This window comes from Roseobacter cerasinus, from assembly GCF_009811755.1.
Taxonomy (GTDB): domain Bacteria; phylum Pseudomonadota; class Alphaproteobacteria; order Rhodobacterales; family Rhodobacteraceae; genus Roseobacter; species Roseobacter cerasinus.
The window spans coordinates 1-19,979 of record NZ_BLIV01000013.1 but is presented as its reverse complement, the minus strand read 5'-3'; the positions used below and the strand labels follow the sequence as shown (position 1 = coordinate 19,979).

Here is a 19,979-nt window from a genome sequence, read left to right as displayed (position 1 = left end):
GGGTGTTTCAAAACCACGTCAATCGGAGTAACAGGCCTCATGATCTATCCGGTTATCCTGTGCGGTGGCTCTGGAACCCGCCTCTGGCCCTCCTCGCGCCGGGCCTTTCCAAAGCAGTTTGGCCGCCTGATCGGCGAAGACACCCTGTTCCAGAGCACGCTGAAGCGGCTCACAGGGCCGGAGTTCGCAGCCCCCCTGGTCATGACCAACGCGGATTTCCGCTTCATCGTGATGGAACAATGTGCCGATATCGGGCTGGCGGACGCGCAGGTGGTGATCGAGCCTGCGCTGCGCAACACGGCGCCTGCGATCCTTTGTGCCGCCCTGCTGCTGGAAGAGACGCCTGATGCGCTGATGCTGGTGGCCCCGTCGGACCATATCATCAGCGGGCGGGACATCTTTCAGGCGGCCATCCGGGTCGGAGCCGAGGCAGCCGCACAAGGTCATCTCGTCACTTTCGGGGTGACCCCCGACCGACCCGAAACGGCCTACGGTTATCTGGAACTGACAGCCGCGCCGACAGACGGGCAGGCCGTGGCGCTAACCAGCTTCACCGAAAAACCCGATGCAGAGACGGCAGCACAGTTCGTGGCCGGAGGACGGCACCTGTGGAACGCCGGGCTGTTTCTCTGGCGCGTCTGCGACATCCTTGCCGCCTTCGAGGCCCATGCCCCGGACATGATGGCGCCTTGCCGGGCAGCCGTGGCGACGCGCAGCGAAGACCTGGGCTTTCTGCGGCTGGGAGAGGACGCCTTTGCCCCGGTGCGCGCAGCCTCCATCGATTATGCGGTGATGGAGCAGGCGGAGGGCGTCATGGCCGTGCCTTTGGGCTGTGGCTGGTCCGATCTGGGCAGCTGGGATGCGCTCTGGGCGGCCTCCGGTCCGGATGAGGGAGGGCTGGTGCAGCAGGGAAACACCACTGCGCTGGACTGCCAGGACAGTTTCCTGCGCAGTGAAGACGACAACCTGCATCTGGTTGGTGTGGGGCTGAAGAATATTGTCGCTGTGGCCATGCGCGACGCGGTGCTGGTGGCGGATATGGGGGCCGCCCAGCAGGTCAAGGAGGCCGTAGCCCTGCTGAAGGCTGCCTCCGCCGAACAGGCCACCAACTATCCCCGCTTCTACCGACCCTGGGGGTGGTATGAGACGCTCTGCCTCGGTGCACGCTTTCAGGTCAAACGCATCATGGTCAAACCCCATGGCCGGCTGTCCCTGCAAAGCCATCTGCACCGCTCCGAGCACTGGATTGTCGTGGCAGGGACCGCCGAGGTGACCATCGGGGAGGAGGTGCAACTGGTGACGGAAAACCAGTCCGTCTACATCCCCCTGGGCACGCAGCACCGGCTGGCCAACCCTGGGCATGTGCCGATGTATCTGATCGAAGTGCAGACCGGCGCTTATCTGGGCGAGGATGACATTCAACGCCACGACGACATCTATAACCGCCCCTGAAGATACAGGTCTGCGCAAATCCGCCGATGCCGATTTGTGCCTGATGCTGTGGTTTCAGGCAAGATGGGCACAGGTCATAGGCCTCTGCAAGCTTTGTGGATGACAGCCGCAAGGCAGCTTGCTATCTGACCCGTGACCTCAGGTTGAGTAAAGGTACCCGCTGTGCAGATAGAGAAAACGAAGCTCGACGGTGTTGTCATTTTGACACCCAAACGGTTTGGCGATGAGCGTGGATTCTTCAGCGAAAGCTGGAGCAAGCGTCAGATGGCAGAGGCCGGTCTCGATTACGGCTGGGTCCAGGACAATCACTCCCTTTCTATGCAGGCGGGCACCGTGCGTGGGCTGCATTTCCAATCGCCGCCCCACGCGCAGGACAAGCTGGTGCGCTGCGGGCGCGGGGCGCTTTTTGACGTGGCGGTCGATATCCGCCGCGGCTCCCCCACCTATGGCCAATGGGTGGGCGTCGAGCTGAGCTTTGAGAACGGCAAGCAGCTTTTGGTGCCCGCAGGCTTCCTGCACGGCTTTGCCACGCGGCAGTCCGAGACCGAGGTGGTCTACAAATGCTCCGACTATTACGCGCCGGAGTGTGACGGTGCTGTGCGCTTCGACTGCCCGACCATCGGGATTAACTGGGATTTAGGTAATTTAGAGCCTGTCTTGTCCGAGAAAGATGCCGCAGCCCCGGGGCTGGACGCGTTCGACAGCCCATTTGAGTATAAAGGATAGTTTCGATGAAATTGCTTGTCACCGGAGGCGCGGGCTTTATCGGGTCTGCCGTTGTGCGGCTGGCTGTGGCGCGCGGATATGAGGTGGTGAACCTCGACGCGCTGACCTATGCGGCCTGTCTGGAGAATGTGGCCGAGGCGGCAGAAAGCCCGAACTATGCGTTCGAGCAGGCCGACATCCGCGACCGTGCCGCCCTTGATCGGATCTTTGCCACCCATAAGCCGGATGCGGTGATGCATCTGGCGGCGGAATCCCATGTGGACCGCTCCATCGACGGGCCGGGTGATTTTATCGAGACCAATATCACCGGCACCTATCAGATGCTGGAGGCCGCGCGATCTTACTGGACACAGGCGGGCAAGCCGGAAAGCTTCCGCTTCCACCATATCTCTACCGATGAGGTCTTCGGCTCCTTGGGCGCGGAGGGGCAGTTCACCGAAGACACACCCTATGATCCGCGTTCGCCCTATTCGGCCTCCAAAGCGGCCTCCGACCATCTGGTGCGGGCCTGGGCCGAGACCTATGGTTTGCCCGTGGTTCTGACCAATTGCTCCAACAACTACGGGCCTTACCACTTCCCGGAAAAGCTGATCCCCGTGGTGATCCTTAATGCTCTGGCAGGCAAGGAGCTGCCGATCTATGGCGATGGCTCCAACATTCGCGACTGGCTCTACGTGGAAGACCACGCCGATGCGCTGCTCACGGTGCTGGAAAAGGGCAAGCTGGGGCGCAGCTACAACATCGGTGGTGAGAACGAGCGCACGAATCTGGAACTGGTCCAGACGCTTTGCGGCATCCTGGACAGGCTGCGGCCCAAGACACCCTCCTCAAATGGCGAAGGGGTGGGCCACAACGCACCCTCTTATGCCGATCAGATCACCTTTGTGACCGACCGGCCTGGACATGACGCGCGCTATGCCATCGACCCCACGCGCATGCGTGAAGAGCTGGGCTGGCGGCCTTCCGTCACCGTGGAAGAGGGGCTGGAGAAGACCGTGCAGTGGTATCTCGACAATGAGGACTGGTGGCGCGCCCTGCAGGACCGCAAGGGCGTGGGCACCCGGTTGGGTGTGAAAGCATGAAGCTTCTGGTCTTTGGCGAAATCGGCCAGCTGGGCCAGGAGCTGATCCGCCGCGCAGGTGATGTGGCCCTGGAAGTGCGCGGGCTGGAGGAGGCGGATTTCACCAACCCCGCCAGCTGCGTGGGCTTTATCGAGGCCACCGATGCGGATGCGGTGATCAATGCGGTGGCCTATACCGCCGTGGACAAGGCCGAAGAGCAGGAAGACCTGGCGCTGCAGATCAATGGCACCACGCCCGCGCTGATGGCCAAGGCAGCGGCCGCACGCGGGCTGCCGTTTGTGCAGGTCTCGACCGATTATGTCTTTGACGGCAGCGGCGATCAGCCCTTTACACCGGATCACCCCACCGGCCCGCTGGGCGCTTATGGGCGCACCAAGCTTGCGGGCGAAGAGGGGGTTATTCAGGCCGGAGGCGCTTATGCGATCCTGCGCACCTCCTGGGTGGTGTCCTCGCATGGGCATAACTTTGTGAAAACCATGCTGCGTTTGGGTAAGGAGCGCGATGCCCTCACCATCGTCGCCGACCAGATCGGCGGGCCGACCCCGGCGGCGGGTCTGGCGGATGCCTGCATCGGGGCGGCAAAGGGTCTGCTTGAGGATCCGGAGGGCAAGACCGGCATTTATCATTGCAGCGGTGGCCCGGATGTGAGCTGGGCGGATTTCGCCCGCGAGATCTTTGCCCAGGCGGGCATTGACTGCGCCGTGACGGATATCCCCTCCTCGGACTATCCCACCCCGGCGGTGCGGCCCCTGAACAGCCGCATGGACTGCACAACCCTGACAACGGTCCTGGGCGTGCCGCGCCCGGATTGGCGCGCAGGCCTCAGCGATATCCTGAACGATCTTGGAGAGCGATCCACATGACACAGCGCAAAGGCATCATCCTGGCGGGCGGCTCGGGCACGCGGCTTTACCCGATCACGCTTGGGGTCTCGAAACAGCTCCTGCCGATCTACGACAAACCGATGATCTATTATCCGCTCTCGGCCCTGATGCTGGCGGGCATCCGCGAGATTGCGGTGATCACCACGCCCCAGGATCAGGATCAGTTCCAGCGCATGCTGGGGGACGGGTCGCAATGGGGGCTGCAGCTCACCTATATCGAACAGCCCTCGCCTGACGGGCTGGCGCAGGCTTTCATCCTGGCCGAAGATTTTCTGGCGGGCAGCCCCTCGGCGCTGGTGTTGGGGGACAATATCTTCTTTGGCCACGGGCTGCCCGAACTGATGGCGGCGGCGGATGCGCAAGACAGCGGTGCGACGGTCTTTGGCTATCAGGTGGCGGATCCGGAACGCTACGGTGTGGTGGACTTTGACGAGAACGGCGTGGCGCGCCGCATCATCGAAAAGCCCGAGGTGCCGCCCTCGAATTTCGCTGTCACCGGTCTCTATTTCGTCGATGGCACGGCCCCTGCCAAGGCGCGGGCTGTGAAACCCTCGGCGCGGGGCGAGGTGGAGATCACCACGCTTTTGGAGATGTATCTGGCGGAAGGCACACTTACGGTGCAACGCATGGGGCGCGGTTATGCCTGGCTCGACACCGGCACCCATGGCAGCCTGCTGGATGCGGGCAACTTCGTGCGCACCATTGAGCGGCGGCAGGGCCTGCAGATCGGCAGCCCCGAAGAGATCGCCTTCCAGCTGGGCTGGATCACGCGCGAGGATCTGGCGACTGAGGCCAAGAAATACGCCAAGAACGACTATGGGACCTATCTGAGCGCGCTTTGACGTGCCGCTCAGCTTTGGCACAAGCGGTCTGCGCGGGCGGATCAGTGATCTGACGCCTGCGCAGATCACGGCGCATATTCAGGGGTTTCTGACAGCTTGCGGCACCGGCGGGGTGATCTGCGTGGGCCGCGATCTGCGCCCCTCGTCTCCCCGCATCGCTGAGGATGTGATCCGCGCCGCCCGGGCCATGGGTACCCGTGTGATCGATTGTGGTGCGTTGCCGACACCCGCATTGGCGCTGGCGGCTGAGGCCGCAGGCGGCGGGGCCGTGATGGTCACCGGCAGCCATATCCCGGCAGATCGCAACGGGCTGAAGTTCTACACCCGCGCCGGTGAGATCACCAAGGCAGATGAGGTCGCGATCCTGACACATCTGGGGCAGGGGGCGGATGGCCCGCGCGGCCCGCTGGAGCAGGATGCAGAAGCCAACGCCCGCTATATCGCGCGGTATGTCGAGGCTTTTGGAGCGCAGGCACTGCAAGGGCAACGCATCGGTCTTTATGCCCATAGTGCCGTGGGCCGCGATGCGCTGGCCGCAATTCTGGCCGGGCTGGGGGCGGAGGTGATTGAGCTTGGTCGCTCCGAGAGCTTCATTCCCGTCGACACCGAGGCGGTGGCTCCGGAGGTGCGCACGCAAATCGAGGCTTGGGTGGCAGAGCACAGACTGGATGCCTTAGTCTCAACCGATGGCGATTCCGACCGCCCGCTTTTGGCGGATGAGACAGGCCGCGTGATCCCCGGCGACATTCTGGGCCAGATCACTGCCGAAGCTTTGGGCGCTGAAGTCATCGTCACGCCGATTTCCTCCAACAGCGGTGTGACGCAGAAAGCCTTCAAGGACGTGCGGCAAACCCGCATTGGCTCGCCTTACGTGATTGCCGCGATGGCAGGGGGTGGAGCGGTCGTGGGCTATGAGGCCAATGGCGGCTTTCTGCTGGGCTTCACGGCGCAAGGGCCGGCGGGGGGGCTCGCCCCGCTGGTGACCCGCGATTGCACCTTGCCGCTGCTCACGGTGCTTTACGCCAGCCGCGAAGGCGGCGTCGCCGCCCGCGTGGCACAGGAGCCAGCGGTCGTCACTGTCGCGGACAGGTTGCAGGAGGTGGAACAGAGCAAGAGCGGGCCGCTGCTGGGGGCCTGGCAGGCCGATCCTGCCGCGCGCGCTGGTTTCCTGGCGCTTCTCGGAAAGCAGGAAACCGCGCTTGATCTCACCGACGGGCTGCGCATGACGCTGGCAGAGGGCGAGGTCCTCCACCTCCGGCCCTCCGGCAACGCGCCAGAGCTGCGCCTCTATGTGGAAAGCCGTGATCCCATATCGGCTGACCAGCTGCTGGCATCCGCATTGACCGGGCTGCGCGCCGCGTTAGAGCGACATATCTGACAGACTTATAATCCTTGTTATGTAAAAATTAGCGCCACACCTCAGTGCGGCAGGTTGGCCTCAGCGTAAGCCCAGGCGGTCCGCACAATCTCGTCCAGACTGCTCTGGGCAGCAGACCAATGCAGATCGGTTCTGGCCGCTGCGACATCCGCCACCAGCCGGGCCGGATCACCGGGCCTGCGATCTGCCTCGACAACATCGACCGCCCGGCCCGAGACCTCTCTGACCGTATTGATCACCTGGCGCACGCTATAGCCCGTGCCCGTACCAAGGTTCATCGCCTGGAAGCCCGTATTGCTGTTATCCAGAAGATAGCGCACCGCAGCCACATGGCCGGTGGCCAGATCCGAGACATGAATGTAATCGCGGATGCAGGTGCCATCCGACGTATCGTAATCGGTGCCGTAGATTTTGACGTTGGGGCGGATCCCGCGTGCCGCCTCGATGATCAGCGGAATGAGGTGGGTTTCGAGATCGTGCCGCTCACCGGTGCGCCCCGCTGCATCAGCCCCCGAAGCATTGAAATACCGCAGCGCGATGGCCTGCAGCCCATAGGCCTGCACACAGGTCTCCAGGATCCTCTCGACCATCGCCTTGCTATGACCATAAGGGGTGATCGGCGCGCGCGGCAGCGTCTCCGAGAGCGTGAGGCGACCATCTTGATTGCCGTAAACAGCCGCTGTCGAGGAAAAGACGATCCGCGACACCCCTGCAGCCAGCATCGCCTTGAGCAGGGAAACCGTGCCCGAGACGTTGTTCTCAAAGAACGGCAGCGGTGTCACCATCGACTGGCCCGCCTCGATCATGGCCGCGAAATGGATCACGCTGCTGATCTCGAACCGCTCCAGCGTCTCTGTCAGCTTGGCGACATCCGCCAGATCGCCCTCGACCAGATGATCCGCAAAACAGGCGTCCCGGTGCCCGGTGGAGAAATTATCGTATATGACCGTGGCAAAGCCTGCGTCTTTCAGCGCCAGGGTGGTGTGCGACCCAATGTATCCCGCGCCGCCAACAACCAGGACAGTGCTGTGTTTTCCGGGCATGGGCAATCTCTTGGGTCTCCTATCCATCAAAAAGAGGGTGACGCGGGTGTTGAATCCCCGCGCTCACTCGATCATGGCAGGGGGAGAGTTTCCAGATAAAGTGCACCAAGCCCACAGAAACTTCGGCTGCGCTGTCAAAAACCCTCATAGTGACGCCACCGCGCGCGCGTCTTACAGAGCCCAAAGCCCCCAAAAACTGCAGCACGAGTGCGGGATGCACCCCCTGCTCTCTTGATCTTCGCGTCCGGGTGCGGTCTTAGGACATGCAGCACCGGATCCACCCGACAGGAGTGTCATGCAACGCGTTCTCATCACCGGCACCGCCGGGTTCATCGGCTACCATCTCGCGCAGCTGCTGCTCGACGAAGGGTTCATCGTGCACGGGTTTGACGGGATCACCGACTATTACGACGTGCGCCTCAAGGCCCGGCGCCATCAAACGCTGCTGCAAAACCCGAATTTCAGCAGGACCGAAGCGATGCTGGAGCAGAACGACACGCTCTGGTCAGCGGCGGAAGCCTTCGCGCCGGATGTGATTGTGCATCTGGCGGGCCAGGCCGGCGTGCGCTACAGCCTGGAGAACCCCCGCGCCTATATCGACGGCAATGTGGTGGGCACCTTCAATGTGATGGAGGCCGCGCGCCAGCTTGAGGTCAAGCACCTGCTGATGGCCTCGACCTCTTCGGTTTACGGCGCCAATGAACAGATGCCCTTTGCCGAAACGGACAAGGCCGACACCCCGCTGACCATCTATGCGGCGACCAAGAAGGCCAATGAGGCCATGGGGCATTCCTATGCGCATCTGTGGGATCTGCCCACCACCATGTTCCGGTTCTTCACCGTCTACGGGCCCTGGGGGCGGCCCGATATGGCGTATTTCAAATTCACTCAGGCCATTCTCGACGGCCGCCCCATCGACATCTACAACAACGGTGATATGGAGCGCGATTTCACCTATGTGACCGATCTGGTGCGCGGCATTCGGCTGTTGATGGAGGCCGTGCCCCAGCGCCCTGCTCCGGGTGAGAGCATTCCCGAAGGCGACAGCCTGAGCCCTGCTGCCCCCTACCGCGTGGTCAACATCGGCAATTCCGACAAGGTGCGTCTGCTCGATTTCATCGCTGCGCTGGAGGACAGCCTCGGCCGCAAGGCGATCCGCAACATGATGCCCATGCAGATGGGCGACGTGCCCGCGACCTGGGCCAATGCCGATTTGCTGAAGCGGCTGACAGGATACCAGCCACAAACCGATTTCCGTGCCGGGGTTGCAGCCTTTGTTGACTGGTACAAAGGCTACTACGAGGTCTGAGCCCCCTGCCCTACTGGCGGGACTGCTGTCGCGCCGTGACCCACCCGATGAACGCCTTGTCCGGGCTGCGCAGGCGCGGCTTGCCCGACCCGACCCAGAAGCGCTGCCACTCCGCCTCCAGCGCATAGACGTCCCACCCCGGGGCGAGCATGCGCACCTTGTCGAAGGCCTCGGCCGAGAGCACCGGTGCGGTGCCAGGGTCAAGCACGGCATCGCGCTGTGTGACCCGGATCAGATCACCCGGCTCTTCGGTCAGGTGATAGTCGGGCAGGATATCCGCCTGAATGATCTGGCGCAGCATCGCGCGGAACACCCGGCGCGGGCTGGCGGAACCGGATTTCTTATGCAGGGTTTCCACCGACACCCGCCAGCTGCTCTGCCGCCCGCAGTGTTTGCGCGCGAGCTCATAGATCCGCCGCTCCAGCGGTTTGCGCAGACGGAAGTAATCGCGGTTGAGCGTGAGCACCGATTTGCCCAAGACCGCCCGATAGAGCCACTCTGACAGGGTCACCGAGACGGAGGCCATGCGCCCCCGGCGGGTGTGGCGGATGATCTCCCAGCTCTCAATCAGGCCAAAGCCGCGGGTCACCTCGACGGGGTCGTCTTTTGGGCCAGTGGTGAGGTTGGTGGTGATGCGCGTGCCCGCAAGCCGCTCAAAGGCGTCGCGCAACCGCTTGTAGCCGTCACCCGACGTATCCCGGTTGGTGGCCACCAGCAGATCATGCGCCTTGAGCCGCACCGTGCGGCTGACCTCGCGACCTGCGTTCAGCGCCGCCATCAGCTGGCTGATACAGAAGATCAGGATGTCCTTATCGTGGATCGTGGCCAGACCCTTCACGGACGGCACCACCGAGATCTCCACCCCGTTGTGCGCATACTCCAGAATGCGCCGGTCAGGCCGGGTCGAAAGCGAAAACACCGGGTGCTCCATCGTGCCCAGATCAGATTTGGGGATGGCATCGAAGATGTCGCAGACAAAGAAATCCGCCGTCGGATAACGATCGGGTAAAAGCCCTTGGCCTTGGGTGCCGCGCGCACCCGGTTGCCGTGACGCCATGACCTGCCTGCCCCGCGTTCTGATCTGCTCTCATGTTCGCCTGTTTAGACGGCGAATCGTATCGTGGTTTTATTGACGGCCACCTTAGAGATATCCACAGGTCCGGTCTATCGCACCAACGTGGGATCGGAGTCGGGTGAACGTGGGACCAGAGTCACTCTTTCGTGGGATCAGAGTCGCCTTTAGCAAAAAAGAGAAGATAAAACCCACAATTTCAATGAGATGGAAAAACAGAGATACTCCATAACTATAGTATAACAGATATTTAACAAGAATTTTTTTGCTGGAAGGGATATAAGACCGGCCTGCCTGTCGATTTTGACCATTGATTTTACTTAGAAATATAGAAGGGGTATTGTTTTCTATTCCATGTATCGTGTTTTCGGATATATTGAGGAAAACAGCGAACATTGAGCAGCCCATGTCCAGATCATCCCATGATCTTCCACCCTACTTCAACATTGCCCCGGATGCAGCCTTGGCGGCCTTGGACGCACCCATGGGCACCGCTGGTTTTGCCCAGATCGCTTCCGCCTGTGCGGCGGGGCGGGAGGATCTGGCCAGCAGGGGTTTGGATGGATCGGGACGGAAAAGCCTGCGTCTGTTCTCCACCTGGGAGATCACAAAATATCTGATCCCCGTGGCGCCGCAGCACTTTCGCCGGGTGCTGAAGAACAACCCCGATCTGCCGCAGGGTCGCTCGGAAAGTGAGGGCGGCGCCAAATGGTTCACACTGGATGAGGTGCTACGCCTGCGCGCGTTCTTTGGCGCCGAAGGCTCCAAGGCCAAGGAGTACCTGCCCTACCGGCCCAAAGGTCTGCCCGCCAAGATCGTCGCCGTGACCAACTTCAAAGGCGGCGTGGGCAAGACCTCCACCGCAGCGCATCTGGCCATGTCAGCCGCCCTCGACGGCTACAAGGTGCTGGTGATCGATCTGGACAGCCAGGGGTCCATGACTTCGATCCTCGGCGGGCAGGTGGCGGATGAATGGCAGACGGTGTTTCCGCTCATGGCCCGCCACTACGGGGCACGGTTGCGCGATGAAAACCAGCGCCGCATTGATCGGGGTGAGCCCCCCCTGCCCTTCGACGACACGCTCAGCGAGGCCATGGGGCTGAAAGCGCAGGATCTTATTCAGGGCACGCACTGGCCCAACATCGATTTGATTGGCGCACAGTTGAACCTCTATTGGGCGGAGTTCCAGATCCCCGTCTGGCGCACTGGGCTACGGCAGTGGAAGCTCTGGGATGCACTGGCCGATACGCTGGCTGAAGATGGGGTGCTCGATGAGTATGATCTGGTCTTCCTCGATACGCCCCCTGCCCTGGGCTATCTCACGATCAACGGGCTGGCCGCCGCTGATATCCTGCTGGTGCCTCTGGGCGCCTCCTTTCTGGAGTTCGACAGCACGGGGCGATTTTTCGACATGCTGCATTCCACCTTCGCCTCCATCGAGGAGGGCGAGAACGTGGCGTCCCGCGCCTTGGGCCGCGAAGAACTGGCCTTTGAATGGGATGCGGTGCGCGCCGTGGTCACTCGCTATGACGCCTCCCAGCAAGGGGAGCTGGCGGCGTTGATGCAGGCCTATCTGGGGCCAGTGCTCTCGCCGCATCGGCAGGATTTCACCGCACTCATCGGGCAGGCGGGCGAGCAGGTCTCGGGCATCTACGAGGCGGATTACCGCGACTTCAACCGCGACACCTACGTGCGGGGCCGCGAGACCTTTGACGAGACCTATGCGGCCTTCAAACGGCTGCTCCTGGGTTGCTGGCGGCGGGATGAGCTGGCCGCAGCGGAGGAGAAGGAGGCATCTTATGGCCAAGCGTAAACGGCTGACGCCTGCGCGCAGCGAAACACCCCTGCCCCGTGCGCCGCAGACTCCCTTGCGCGCACCCATTGCCCATGTGGCCGGTGAAGCGGCCACCCAGGCCGCCCTGGAAGAGGTGGCAGATGCGTTTCAGGCGGCCAAGGATCAGGGACGCCTGCTGCTGGAATTGCCGCTGGAGGCCATCGAGGCCGACCACCTGATCCGTGACCGGCTCACCATCGATGATGATGAGATGCAGAGCCTGATGCAGAGCCTTGAGGAGCGCGGCCAACAGACGCCCATCGAGGTGCTGGAATTGGCGCCGGGGCGCTATGGGCTGATCTCCGGCTGGCGGCGGGTCCAGGCGCTGCGGCAGCTGGAGGCTGGGACCGTTCTAGCGATCATCCGCAAACCGGACACCGCAGCCGAAGCCTATCTCGCCATGGTCGAGGAAAATGAGATCCGGGTGGGGCTGTCCTACTTCGAGCGCGCGCGCATCGCAGCGAAAGCGGCGGAGCTGGGGCTTTACCCCACAACCGCTAAGGCGGTGCAGGCGCTCTTCAGCACAGCCAGCCGGGCGAAGCGGTCGAAGATCAACAGCTTTGTCACCCTGCATGATCGGCTGGGTGATCTGCTCACCTTCCCCACATCCATCGCCGAACGTCTGGGGCTGGCGCTGGCTGCCCGGCTGGACAAGGATGCGGAGTTTGCTGTGCGGCTAAAAGATCGGCTGCGCAAGGCTGTGCCGGAGACACCCGAGGCGGAGCTGTCGTTGCTCACAGAGACCTTGGCGGACCGCACGCAAAGCGCTGCCAAACCAGCGCCCGCAGCGGAAGAAATCGCGACGGGTGTCTTTCTCAAAACCAAGGCGGGCCGGTCTGGATTGACCCTTACCTTGAGCGGCAAGGCGGTGACGCCTGAGCTGCAAAAGCGCCTGCAGGCCTGGCTCAAGGACCAGTGAAATGTTTCGCGCGCGAAACAAATTTCCATAACGCATTGAAACTAAGCGTTTTCCAGGATGCAGATTCGGAAAATTTTCGCACGTAACCCTTTGACAGCTACGAGTTGAATTGGCGCTGGCATCAAAGGGGCCGCTTGGCTAGGTAGAGGCAAGTGAGAACAGAGCAGAGCACCCCCATGACAGAGCAGAGCACCCGCCGGGTTTTGATTGTCGTTGAAAACCTGCCGGTGCCTCTGGATCGCCGGGTCTGGCTGGAGGCGACCACGCTTGTGAGCCACGGCTATCAGGTCAGTGTCATCTGCCCCACCGGGCGCGGCTGGGACAAGCTCTATGAAGAGATCGAAGGGGTGCATATCTACCGCTACCCCGAGCCGCCCGAGGCGCATTCCGGCGCGCTGTCTTACGCGCGCGAATGGGGTGGGGCGCTGTGGCATATGTTCCGCCTGGCGCGCGTTGTGCGGCGCGAGCGCGGCTTTGACGTGATCCACGGTTGCAACCCGCCGGATCTGATCTTCCTTCTTGGCCTGCGCTATCGGCTTTCGGGTGCGCGCTATCTCTTTGACCATCACGATGTCTGCCCGGAGCTCTTCGAGGCGAAATTTGGCAACAAGGGGCTGCTCTACAAGGTCATGAAGCTGTGGGAGCGGATGACCTTTGCCGCCGCCCATGTCTCCATGGCGACCAATGAGAGCTTTCGCGAGATCGCGATCCGGCGCGGGCGCATGGCGCCGGAGGATGTGTTTGTGGTCCGCTCCGCGCCGAAGATCGAAAAGTTCAAGCCCGGCCCGGGGGATCCGGAGGTCAAGAAGGGGGCCGCCACGCTGATCGGTTATGTGGGGGTGATTGGCCAGCAGGAGGGGATGGATCTGCTGGTGCAGGCCGCAGAACATCTGATCCATGAGTTGGGACACACGGACGTGCATTTCGCCATCGTGGGCTTTGGGCCGGAGGTGCCGAATGTGATCGAAGATGTGAAAGGCCGCGGATTAGAGCCGTATTTCACCTTCACAGGGCCACTTTATGACGAAGATCTGCTGCGGGTGCTGAACACGGCGGATATCGGGGTGGCCCCTGATCCGAAGAACGAGATGAACGACATCTCCACCATGAACAAGGTCATGGAGTATATGACCCTTGAGAAGCCAAGCGTGCAGTTTGATCTGAAGGAAGGCCGCGCGTCCGCCGGGGAGGCCTCGCTTTATGCCACGGCCAATGACCCGCAGGATTTCGCAGCGAAACTGGCAGAGCTCATCGAGAACCCGGAGCAGGGGCAGCAGATGGGCAAGCTGGGCCGTGCGCGTGTGCTGGAGACGCTCTCCTGGGAGCATTCAGTGCCGCAGCTGCTGGCCGCTTATGAGCGTATCTTCACGCGTTAGGGTCGGGTTGTGACGGTTTGCTGAGGGCCCAGGCGCAGCCCCAGGCGGCGATGGAGCCCCCCACATGGGTCTGCCAGGCGATCTCGCCTGCGAGCCACCACCAGGCCAGCACATTGGTCAGCCCCAGAACCACAAGCTTGATCCAGATGATGCCAAGCGGCAGACCGTCAGAGACGCGGTCCCGGTATTCCCAATAGATCCAGGCTGCGGCGAGCCCGTAGACGCCCCCAGAGGCGCCCACCATGGGGCGCACGCTGTCCGACAAAAGCACAAACATCAGGCCCCCGCCCAGAACGGAGATGGCATAGATCAGCGCCAGCCCGCGCGCGCCAACCTCTCGGGCTGTGATGGGTGCCAGCCAGAGCATGGCTGCGAGGTTGCCCAGCAAATGCATCGCGCCGCTGTGCAGAAACCCATAGGTCAGGAACATCAGCGCAGGCTGTCCTGTGAAGTTTGGCTGCCAGCCGGCCAGCAACCCTCTCCAGAGCCCGCCATAGCTGTAGGCGGTCAGGCGCCAGTAGCCGACACCGAACCAGCCAGCATCGGCGAGCTGCAGAAGAGTTTCAGGCAGCAGATTGGCTGCGATGAGGCCGAATAGGAGCGCCTGCCATCTGGCTTTTGGGGTCTGCATCAGCCTCATTATTCTGTTCTGGCAGCAGGGCAGGGCAGGCGCAAGGGAGCGTACGCACCCATCGCTGCGCGTTAAGACAATCTGCCTATGGTCCGCCGTCGCAGGCTTTCTTTCCGGCAAAGACCTGCGGCTACGTAGATCCCAGATTTGTCCGATCGCACAGGAGACCGTCATGACCGATTTTTTCGAATCCTACCAACCCGGCCTGGACAGCCCGCCCGCCTCGCTGACAGCCATTGTGCCCAGTGACAGTGCCGATTTGCCGCGGGCCACGCGGGCCATCAATGTCTCCTCGGCGGGTGTTGTCCGGGTCACCACGGTGAACGGGGACGAAGCGCAGGTCTATGTGGCCGCAGGCATCGCCTTTCCGCTGCGCGCGCGCCGGGTCTGGGCCACGGGAACGGATGCAACAGGCATTGTTGGTCTGAGCTGATGCAGCTTGGGCTTTCCATCGGGGTCAATGCCCCGGGCGGGGTTGCGGCCCCCTCTCTGCCTCCGATCGTGCTGGCTGCGGCTCCGGTGATTGTGGGGGATGACACGCTGAGCGGCGTGCTGACGCTGCAGCCCGTGCAGGTGGTGGAGCCGGCGGATGCCATTGTCACGCGCCAGTGGTTGCGCAATTCAGTCCCTATTCCAGGGGAAACAGGCTCTATTTATCAGAAAACCTTTGCCGATTCCGGGGCAGATATCCGGGTTCTGGTGCGGTGTTTCCGGGCCGGATATGCGCCGCGCTTTGCCTATAGCAACACCATTTCTCTGGTCTTTGGTGGCTGGTTTCTGGACGGGGCGATGATCCTCGGGACCCCGGGTATCCCGCCGCAGCCAACCGTGACCGCATCCATAGTCGAGGTTTGAACGCATGGTCGATTTTCTTTTCCGCAACACGGCGACGGGGGAGCTGGTCACCGCGTCAGGCCCGGTGCCCTTTGATGCGTCAACGGTCCTTGGGGAAGGATCGTGGCAGGTCGCGACCACCAGCCCCTGGGCAAGTGAGACGCTGTCCGTGTCTTCAAACCGGACAACGCATGTCTTTTTGATCGCCGGGCAATCCAATGCAACCAGCCGCGCAGCCTTCGACGGAGGCGCGGACTGGCCATCCAATGTGCGCCAATGGAGCCGCAGTCCCGCCCGGGCAGAGGCGCCCTATATCACGGACAATGCGGATCAGACCCTGATCCCGGCGGCCCGGCCGCTCGACCACGGGACGCAGCGCGTCGCGGGGGGCATGGGGTGGGCGCTGCAGTTCAGCATCGATTATCTGGCGCAAAACCCTGGTGTCGATCTGGTTCTGGTGCCCGCATCCTGGGGGGGGACGGGGTTCAGCGACAACCGCTGGAATCCCGGAGACGATCTCTTTCAGGAGGCCGTGGCCCGCACCAACGCGGTTCTGGCTGCACATCCTGATTTCATCTTCCGGGGTATCCTGTGGCACCAAGGGGAAACCGACTCTGGCAGCGTGTCAGCTTCGGCGGCGCATGCAGGTCGGCTTGATACGATGGTTGCCGCGTTGCGCAGCGCGATCACCGGTGCTGACGACACCACGCCCTTTCTTCTGGGCGGCATGGTGCCGTCCTGGGTCGCGGGCAATGGCAACCGCCAGACTGTACAGGCCGGGCTTGAGGATACGCCAAATCGCGTGGCCTATTCCTCCTATGTCAGCAGCACCGGCTTGGCAGCCTTCGATGGGATCCACTTCAATGCCGCCTCCATGCGGGTGCTAGGCACGCGCTATGCTGCAGCTCTGGCCGTCGCGGCACAGAATGTGCCGAGTGGCTGGATGATCTCGCAACAGACAATTTTGTCCTATTCCGCCGTACCAACCCCGACCGTGGCCGGTACGACGATTACGTAAGGGAGGCAGATATGCCCACGTTTTCTTTTCGCAATACATCGACCGGTGTGGTGACAACACTGGAGGGCGATCTGCCCTTCAATGTCAGCGGGCTGCTGCCGGACGGTACATATACTGTGCAGGCCCTCTCCGAAGAGGCGCCCAGTATGATCACCATCGCCACAGTCAGCGCCTCTGTGCCGGCGCAGGTCACCACCCTGTCCGTCACGCCAGGGGATGGGCGCAACACCCTGACCTGGTCTGCCCCCGGAAATGGAGGCAGCCCGATCACGGATTATGCCATCGAGGTGGACAGCGGTGCCGGTTTTGGGACTGTGGCGGACGGCACCTCAGCCAGCACAGGCTTTGTACATACGGGTCTGACCAATGGGACGGCCTATGCCTATCGGGTTGCTGCGGTGAATGCAGAAGGCACGGGGGCGTTTTCAGCATCGGCGTCTGGCACGCCGGTGGCCCCCACAAGCCTTCCGGCAGCGGCGGAAGCGGATGCGCAGGGGCATTGGTTCTTTGGCACTGACAATGCCACGGACAGTGACATGATCACCGGGCAGTCCCTGGTCGCCAGTGGGGCGGCGCCTGTGCGGTCAAACGGCTATCTGAGCATTCAGGGCCAGGCGAACGGTTTGCTGAGCCATGTGGCCGACAGTGCCGATATCACCTTCTGTGCGGTCGTACGGCGCCCTCTGGGCACCACACGGGCCATTCTGGGTGGTGTGATGGACAGCGGGGCAGGGGCGGCGCAGGCGGGCTGGTCTCCGTTCACCTGGGACACCAACGATCTGCATGTGCGCAACAAGGGAGGCTCCGAGGTTGTTGAGCTGGACAATGACTCGCCGCTCGACAGTTTCTACTTCCTGGGTCTCTCACTCAGCGCCGCGGGGCAGCACATCTATTTCCGCGGCACGCCCGGCACCAATATCGTCAATGCGGGCAATACGGGCCGGGGCACCGTGCGTAACCTGAATGTCGCCCTGGGGGATGTGCACTTCAACGCCGCCGCCTTTGTCGGCAGCTTCGACTGTGCGGAGCTGATCGTTTGGCAGAGCGCCAAGACAGCAGCAGAGCTGGAGGCGATCTTCCTGCGCTCCCGCGACCGGCTGGCGGCCCGCGGGGTCACAGTTCTGGCACCTTAAGAGGCTCTATTCAGGGACGAAGCTCGGCAGCCGTGCCAGGCTGACACCCATGAACCGCTGCAGGCGGGCGTCCGCGTCCGCCTCGCTTTCATTCTCGGCGATGGGGGTGACATAGCGCACCATGGCGCCATCGGTCCGCCCGATCAGCAGGCTGTCATAGACCACGGTCGCTTTCGCGGCGAAATCATTGGTCATGCGGCGCCCGCGCTGTTCGAACCAATAATAGACCAGCTGCTTGGACAGCCCCTTCTGGATCACTGCGCGGTTCACGTTGAAGGTGCCATAGATCGTGTCGGCAATGGTCACCTCATGGGCGTCCAGGCTGAACACCTCCCAGCCGCCCACCGGCAGGCAGACCTCGGGGCTGTGAATGCCCGAGCCTTCGGTCTGCTTGTCGTAATAGGCGACGAAGAAGTTCACGTAAGAGGCCTCTTCGGCGTGCAGATAGGTGGCGTTCACATAGTCGCTGGCGCCCAGCACACGCTCCACCTCCGGATCCAGCGCCCGCTGTGATCCGGACCACCCGGCCAGATCGCGCGGGAACAGCTGGAAGCTGTCCCGGTCCACATGCTGCCGCTGGGGCGAGGGGGCCAGCACGAAGGCGAGACCAATCACGGTGGTCAGCAGGGCCGTCGCTGCCAGGGTGCGCGAGCTGGAGAGTGCGAAGAATTTCTTGAACTGGCCGCCGAAACCCTGGAAGTCCAGGTCGATGGCATCAGCCAGCGGCAGCGGGTTCGGCGTCAGCCGCTGCAGGGCAATGGCCATCAGGAAGAGGATGCCGATGCAGGCCAGGAAGATGATCCAGCCTTCGAAGAAATGCATGAAACCCTGGGCGTGCTCGATGCCGTAGCTGTTGACCAGCACACCCACCACGCCGATGCGGAAAGAGTTCATCAGCACCGTGATCGGCGCTGCGGCCAGCAGCAGCACGGCCTTATGCCACATCGGCCCGCGATAGAGGATCGCCGTGAGGTAAGAGAAGCTGAGGATCGGGAAGAGATAGCGCAGGCCCGAGCAGGCCTCGGCCACATGCAGCTTGTAGACGCCCAGATCGATGATGTTGCCTTCCAGATAGACCGGGATGCCGGCGAGAGAGACAAACCACACGCCCAGCTCCGAGCTGACGCCCTGCAGGAAAATCGTGAGCTTCCAATAGAGAAACTGCGGCAGCGGCAGCATGAAGATCAGGTGCAGCACCGGCAGCTGGTGATGTTTGCCGCGCTCCCAGCCAAAGCAGGTCAGAACGACCCCGCCGACCCAGATGATGAAGGCATAGGTGATGATATCGGGGATCTGGACCAGATTGCCGAAAACGCCCAGCACCAGGCTGGCCACAACCACCAGCAGACCGGGGCGGCGATTGACCGGCGCATCCAACCTGTCCACTGGCGCATTGCGCAGCTCACGCAGGAAAAGATACAATGAAATCAGCGGTATGAGAGGGCCGTGACTGTATTCTGGCGTGCTCCAGGCCACCAGAAGAGAGGCCAGACCCATCCAGAAGACAGGCAGGGCCGCGATCACCAGAAGGCCAAACCACAAAAGACCTGTGGGGTTCACGCGCAGATCTGTGGCGGTCAGGGTCGAACTCGAAAACTTTGTCATCATTAAAAACCTTGGCAAAAGCAGATGGTGACCGGGGATGAAAGCTGACAGGCTGCGCAACCTTATCCCGAATACCGCCCAAAAACCAGAATTTAAGTGGTCTGGTCCCTGGGGATAAACCCGGATCCTATCAATATTTCGTTATGACATGACCTGCCGCAGACGTCGGCAGGCAGGTCAGAAGGGCAGGTCAAACCGGCGGCTGAAGCCCACAAAAATGCGGTGTGTGTCCGCCCGCGCGCTGCCATCTTCTTCCTGTGTGGAGAAGCTGTACCCTGACGAGAGGTCCCAATCCGCGGTCAGGGCATAGTTGTAACTGACGCTGAGTGTGGTGCGGTCCGTACCGTCGGTCTGGCTCAGCGCGCCCCGAAAGCTGACCGAGGAGACCTGATTGATGTCGTAAGTGTGCCTTATCGAGGCACTGAGGAAGGACTGGTCCTCGTTGTCCTCCTCGATAAAGCGGACCGAGCGGTTGAGCGACAGCCCCAGGCTGCCGCTGGGCAGGGATTGGGTATAGTTGATGTCGGCCGTTGTATCGGTGCCGCCGCTCTCCTCTGGCCGGGTCAGGCCCAGACCCGCGGAGAGGGTCCCCTGTGGTAAGCGCAGGCTGCGCCGAAGGTCGAGGTTCTGGCGATCCCCGTTTGCATTGGTGACCGTGGAGAGATCCAGCTCCAGATTGCCATTTGGGCGTGCCAGGGTCAGGCCGAGCCTGCCGTTGGTTCCGGTCACACGCGTGTTTTCGACCAGGCTGTCGGTGTCGATTTGAGTGCGTCCGATGGAGGCGCGCCCGGTGAGCACCTTGGAGAAGTCGCGGTCGACCCGGAAGGTGATGGACTGCCGG

Annotated in this window: 19 protein-coding genes; 14 read left to right on the top strand and 5 right to left on the bottom strand. The window is 62.3% G+C overall.

Features of this window, described 5'->3' with window-relative positions:
- The first annotated feature begins 39 nt into the window (after positions 1 to 39).
- From So717_RS21345 to So717_RS21320, 6 genes are all read left to right on the top strand, one after another.
- Positions 40 to 1,452: a mannose-1-phosphate guanylyltransferase/mannose-6-phosphate isomerase gene (locus So717_RS21345; protein ID WP_159981190.1), complete on the top strand. Its 1,413-nt coding sequence runs from the start codon at positions 40 to 42 to the stop codon at positions 1,450 to 1,452.
- Between the two features lie 162 nt (positions 1,453 to 1,614).
- Entirely contained in the window at positions 1,615 to 2,178 is a 564-nt protein-coding gene (gene rfbC, locus So717_RS21340) for a dTDP-4-dehydrorhamnose 3,5-epimerase (RefSeq protein WP_159981187.1), read from the top strand.
- A gap of 5 nt (positions 2,179 to 2,183) precedes the next feature.
- Positions 2,184 to 3,260: a dTDP-glucose 4,6-dehydratase gene (rfbB, locus tag So717_RS21335; protein WP_159981184.1), complete on the top strand. Its 1,077-nt coding sequence runs from the start codon at positions 2,184 to 2,186 to the stop codon at positions 3,258 to 3,260.
- The gene (gene rfbD, locus So717_RS21330; RefSeq protein WP_159981182.1) at positions 3,257 to 4,123 is read left to right on the top strand and encodes a dTDP-4-dehydrorhamnose reductase; all 867 of its coding nucleotides are present in this window, start codon (positions 3,257 to 3,259) and stop codon (positions 4,121 to 4,123) included. Before rfbB ends, rfbD begins: the two co-directional genes overlap by 4 nt.
- Positions 4,120 to 4,986: a glucose-1-phosphate thymidylyltransferase RfbA gene (gene rfbA, locus So717_RS21325; RefSeq protein WP_159981179.1), complete on the top strand. Its 867-nt coding sequence runs from the start codon at positions 4,120 to 4,122 to the stop codon at positions 4,984 to 4,986. The genes rfbD and rfbA overlap by 4 nt, the downstream gene beginning before the upstream one ends.
- 1 nt (position 4,987) lies before the next feature.
- Entirely contained in the window at positions 4,988 to 6,364 is a 1,377-nt protein-coding gene (locus So717_RS21320; protein ID WP_159981176.1) for a phosphomannomutase, read from the top strand.
- Between the two features lie 41 nt (positions 6,365 to 6,405).
- On the opposite strand, the gene galE is transcribed toward So717_RS21320, so the two are convergent.
- Positions 6,406 to 7,407 carry a UDP-glucose 4-epimerase GalE gene (galE, locus tag So717_RS21315; RefSeq protein ID WP_159981173.1) on the bottom strand — a complete coding sequence of 334 codons (1,002 nt, stop codon included), beginning with the start codon at positions 7,405 to 7,407 and terminating at the stop codon, positions 6,406 to 6,408.
- A 295-nt stretch (positions 7,408 to 7,702) separates the two neighbouring features.
- On the opposite strand from galE, the gene So717_RS21310 reads away from it, so the two are divergent.
- Positions 7,703 to 8,716, top strand: a complete 1,014-nt coding sequence (locus So717_RS21310) for an NAD-dependent epimerase/dehydratase family protein (protein WP_159981170.1) — start codon at positions 7,703 to 7,705, stop codon at positions 8,714 to 8,716.
- Between the two features lie 10 nt (positions 8,717 to 8,726).
- Here the strand turns inward: So717_RS21310 and So717_RS21305 are convergent, their stop codons facing one another.
- Positions 8,727 to 9,773, bottom strand: coding sequence for a replication initiator protein A (locus So717_RS21305; RefSeq protein ID WP_159981167.1), 1,047 nt, complete (start codon positions 9,771 to 9,773; stop codon positions 8,727 to 8,729).
- A 421-nt stretch (positions 9,774 to 10,194) separates the two neighbouring features.
- On the opposite strand from So717_RS21305, the gene So717_RS21300 reads away from it, so the two are divergent.
- The 3 genes from So717_RS21300 (at position 10,195) to So717_RS21290 (ending at position 13,917) form a co-directional block, all read left to right on the top strand.
- Positions 10,195 to 11,601 carry an AAA family ATPase gene (locus So717_RS21300; RefSeq protein ID WP_159981164.1) on the top strand — a complete coding sequence of 469 codons (1,407 nt, stop codon included), beginning with the start codon at positions 10,195 to 10,197 and terminating at the stop codon, positions 11,599 to 11,601.
- Positions 11,588 to 12,541 carry a ParB/RepB/Spo0J family partition protein gene (locus tag So717_RS21295; RefSeq protein WP_159981161.1) on the top strand — a complete coding sequence of 318 codons (954 nt, stop codon included), beginning with the start codon at positions 11,588 to 11,590 and terminating at the stop codon, positions 12,539 to 12,541. The genes So717_RS21300 and So717_RS21295 overlap by 14 nt, the downstream gene beginning before the upstream one ends.
- Before the next feature lie 176 nt (positions 12,542 to 12,717).
- A complete protein-coding gene (locus tag So717_RS21290; protein WP_159981158.1) occupies positions 12,718 to 13,917 on the top strand; it encodes a glycosyltransferase family 4 protein in 1,200 nt (399 codons plus the stop codon).
- Here the strand turns inward: So717_RS21290 and So717_RS21285 are convergent.
- Positions 13,907 to 14,548 carry a rhomboid family intramembrane serine protease gene (locus So717_RS21285; RefSeq protein ID WP_159981155.1) on the bottom strand — a complete coding sequence of 214 codons (642 nt, stop codon included), beginning with the start codon at positions 14,546 to 14,548 and terminating at the stop codon, positions 13,907 to 13,909. The two genes, So717_RS21290 and So717_RS21285, sit on opposite strands and share 11 nt — an antisense overlap.
- 172 nt (positions 14,549 to 14,720) lie before the next feature.
- On the opposite strand from So717_RS21285, the gene So717_RS21280 reads away from it, so the two are divergent.
- From So717_RS21280 to So717_RS21265, 4 genes are read left to right on the top strand one after another with little or no spacing between them, the layout of a single operon-like run.
- Positions 14,721 to 14,981, top strand: a complete 261-nt coding sequence (locus So717_RS21280; RefSeq protein ID WP_159981152.1) for a spike base protein, RCAP_Rcc01079 family — start codon at positions 14,721 to 14,723, stop codon at positions 14,979 to 14,981.
- Complete coding sequence (locus So717_RS21275) at positions 14,981 to 15,403, top strand: hypothetical protein (RefSeq protein ID WP_159981149.1); 423 nt, start codon at positions 14,981 to 14,983, stop codon at positions 15,401 to 15,403. The genes So717_RS21280 and So717_RS21275 overlap by 1 nt, the downstream gene beginning before the upstream one ends.
- A 4-nt stretch (positions 15,404 to 15,407) precedes the next feature.
- Positions 15,408 to 16,400: a sialate O-acetylesterase gene (locus tag So717_RS21270; protein WP_159981147.1), complete on the top strand. Its 993-nt coding sequence runs from the start codon at positions 15,408 to 15,410 to the stop codon at positions 16,398 to 16,400.
- 11 nt (positions 16,401 to 16,411) lie between these two features.
- Complete coding sequence (locus So717_RS21265) at positions 16,412 to 17,533, top strand: fibronectin type III domain-containing protein (RefSeq protein ID WP_159981144.1); 1,122 nt, start codon at positions 16,412 to 16,414, stop codon at positions 17,531 to 17,533.
- Between the two features lie 6 nt (positions 17,534 to 17,539).
- On the opposite strand, the gene xrtD is transcribed toward So717_RS21265, so the two are convergent.
- Positions 17,540 to 19,138 carry a VPLPA-CTERM-specific exosortase XrtD gene (gene xrtD / locus So717_RS21260; protein ID WP_159981142.1) on the bottom strand — a complete coding sequence of 533 codons (1,599 nt, stop codon included), beginning with the start codon at positions 19,136 to 19,138 and terminating at the stop codon, positions 17,540 to 17,542.
- 177 nt (positions 19,139 to 19,315) lie between these two features.
- On the bottom strand, positions 19,316 to 19,979 hold a 664-nt coding region (locus So717_RS21255), incomplete at its 5' end, for a hypothetical protein (protein ID WP_159981139.1).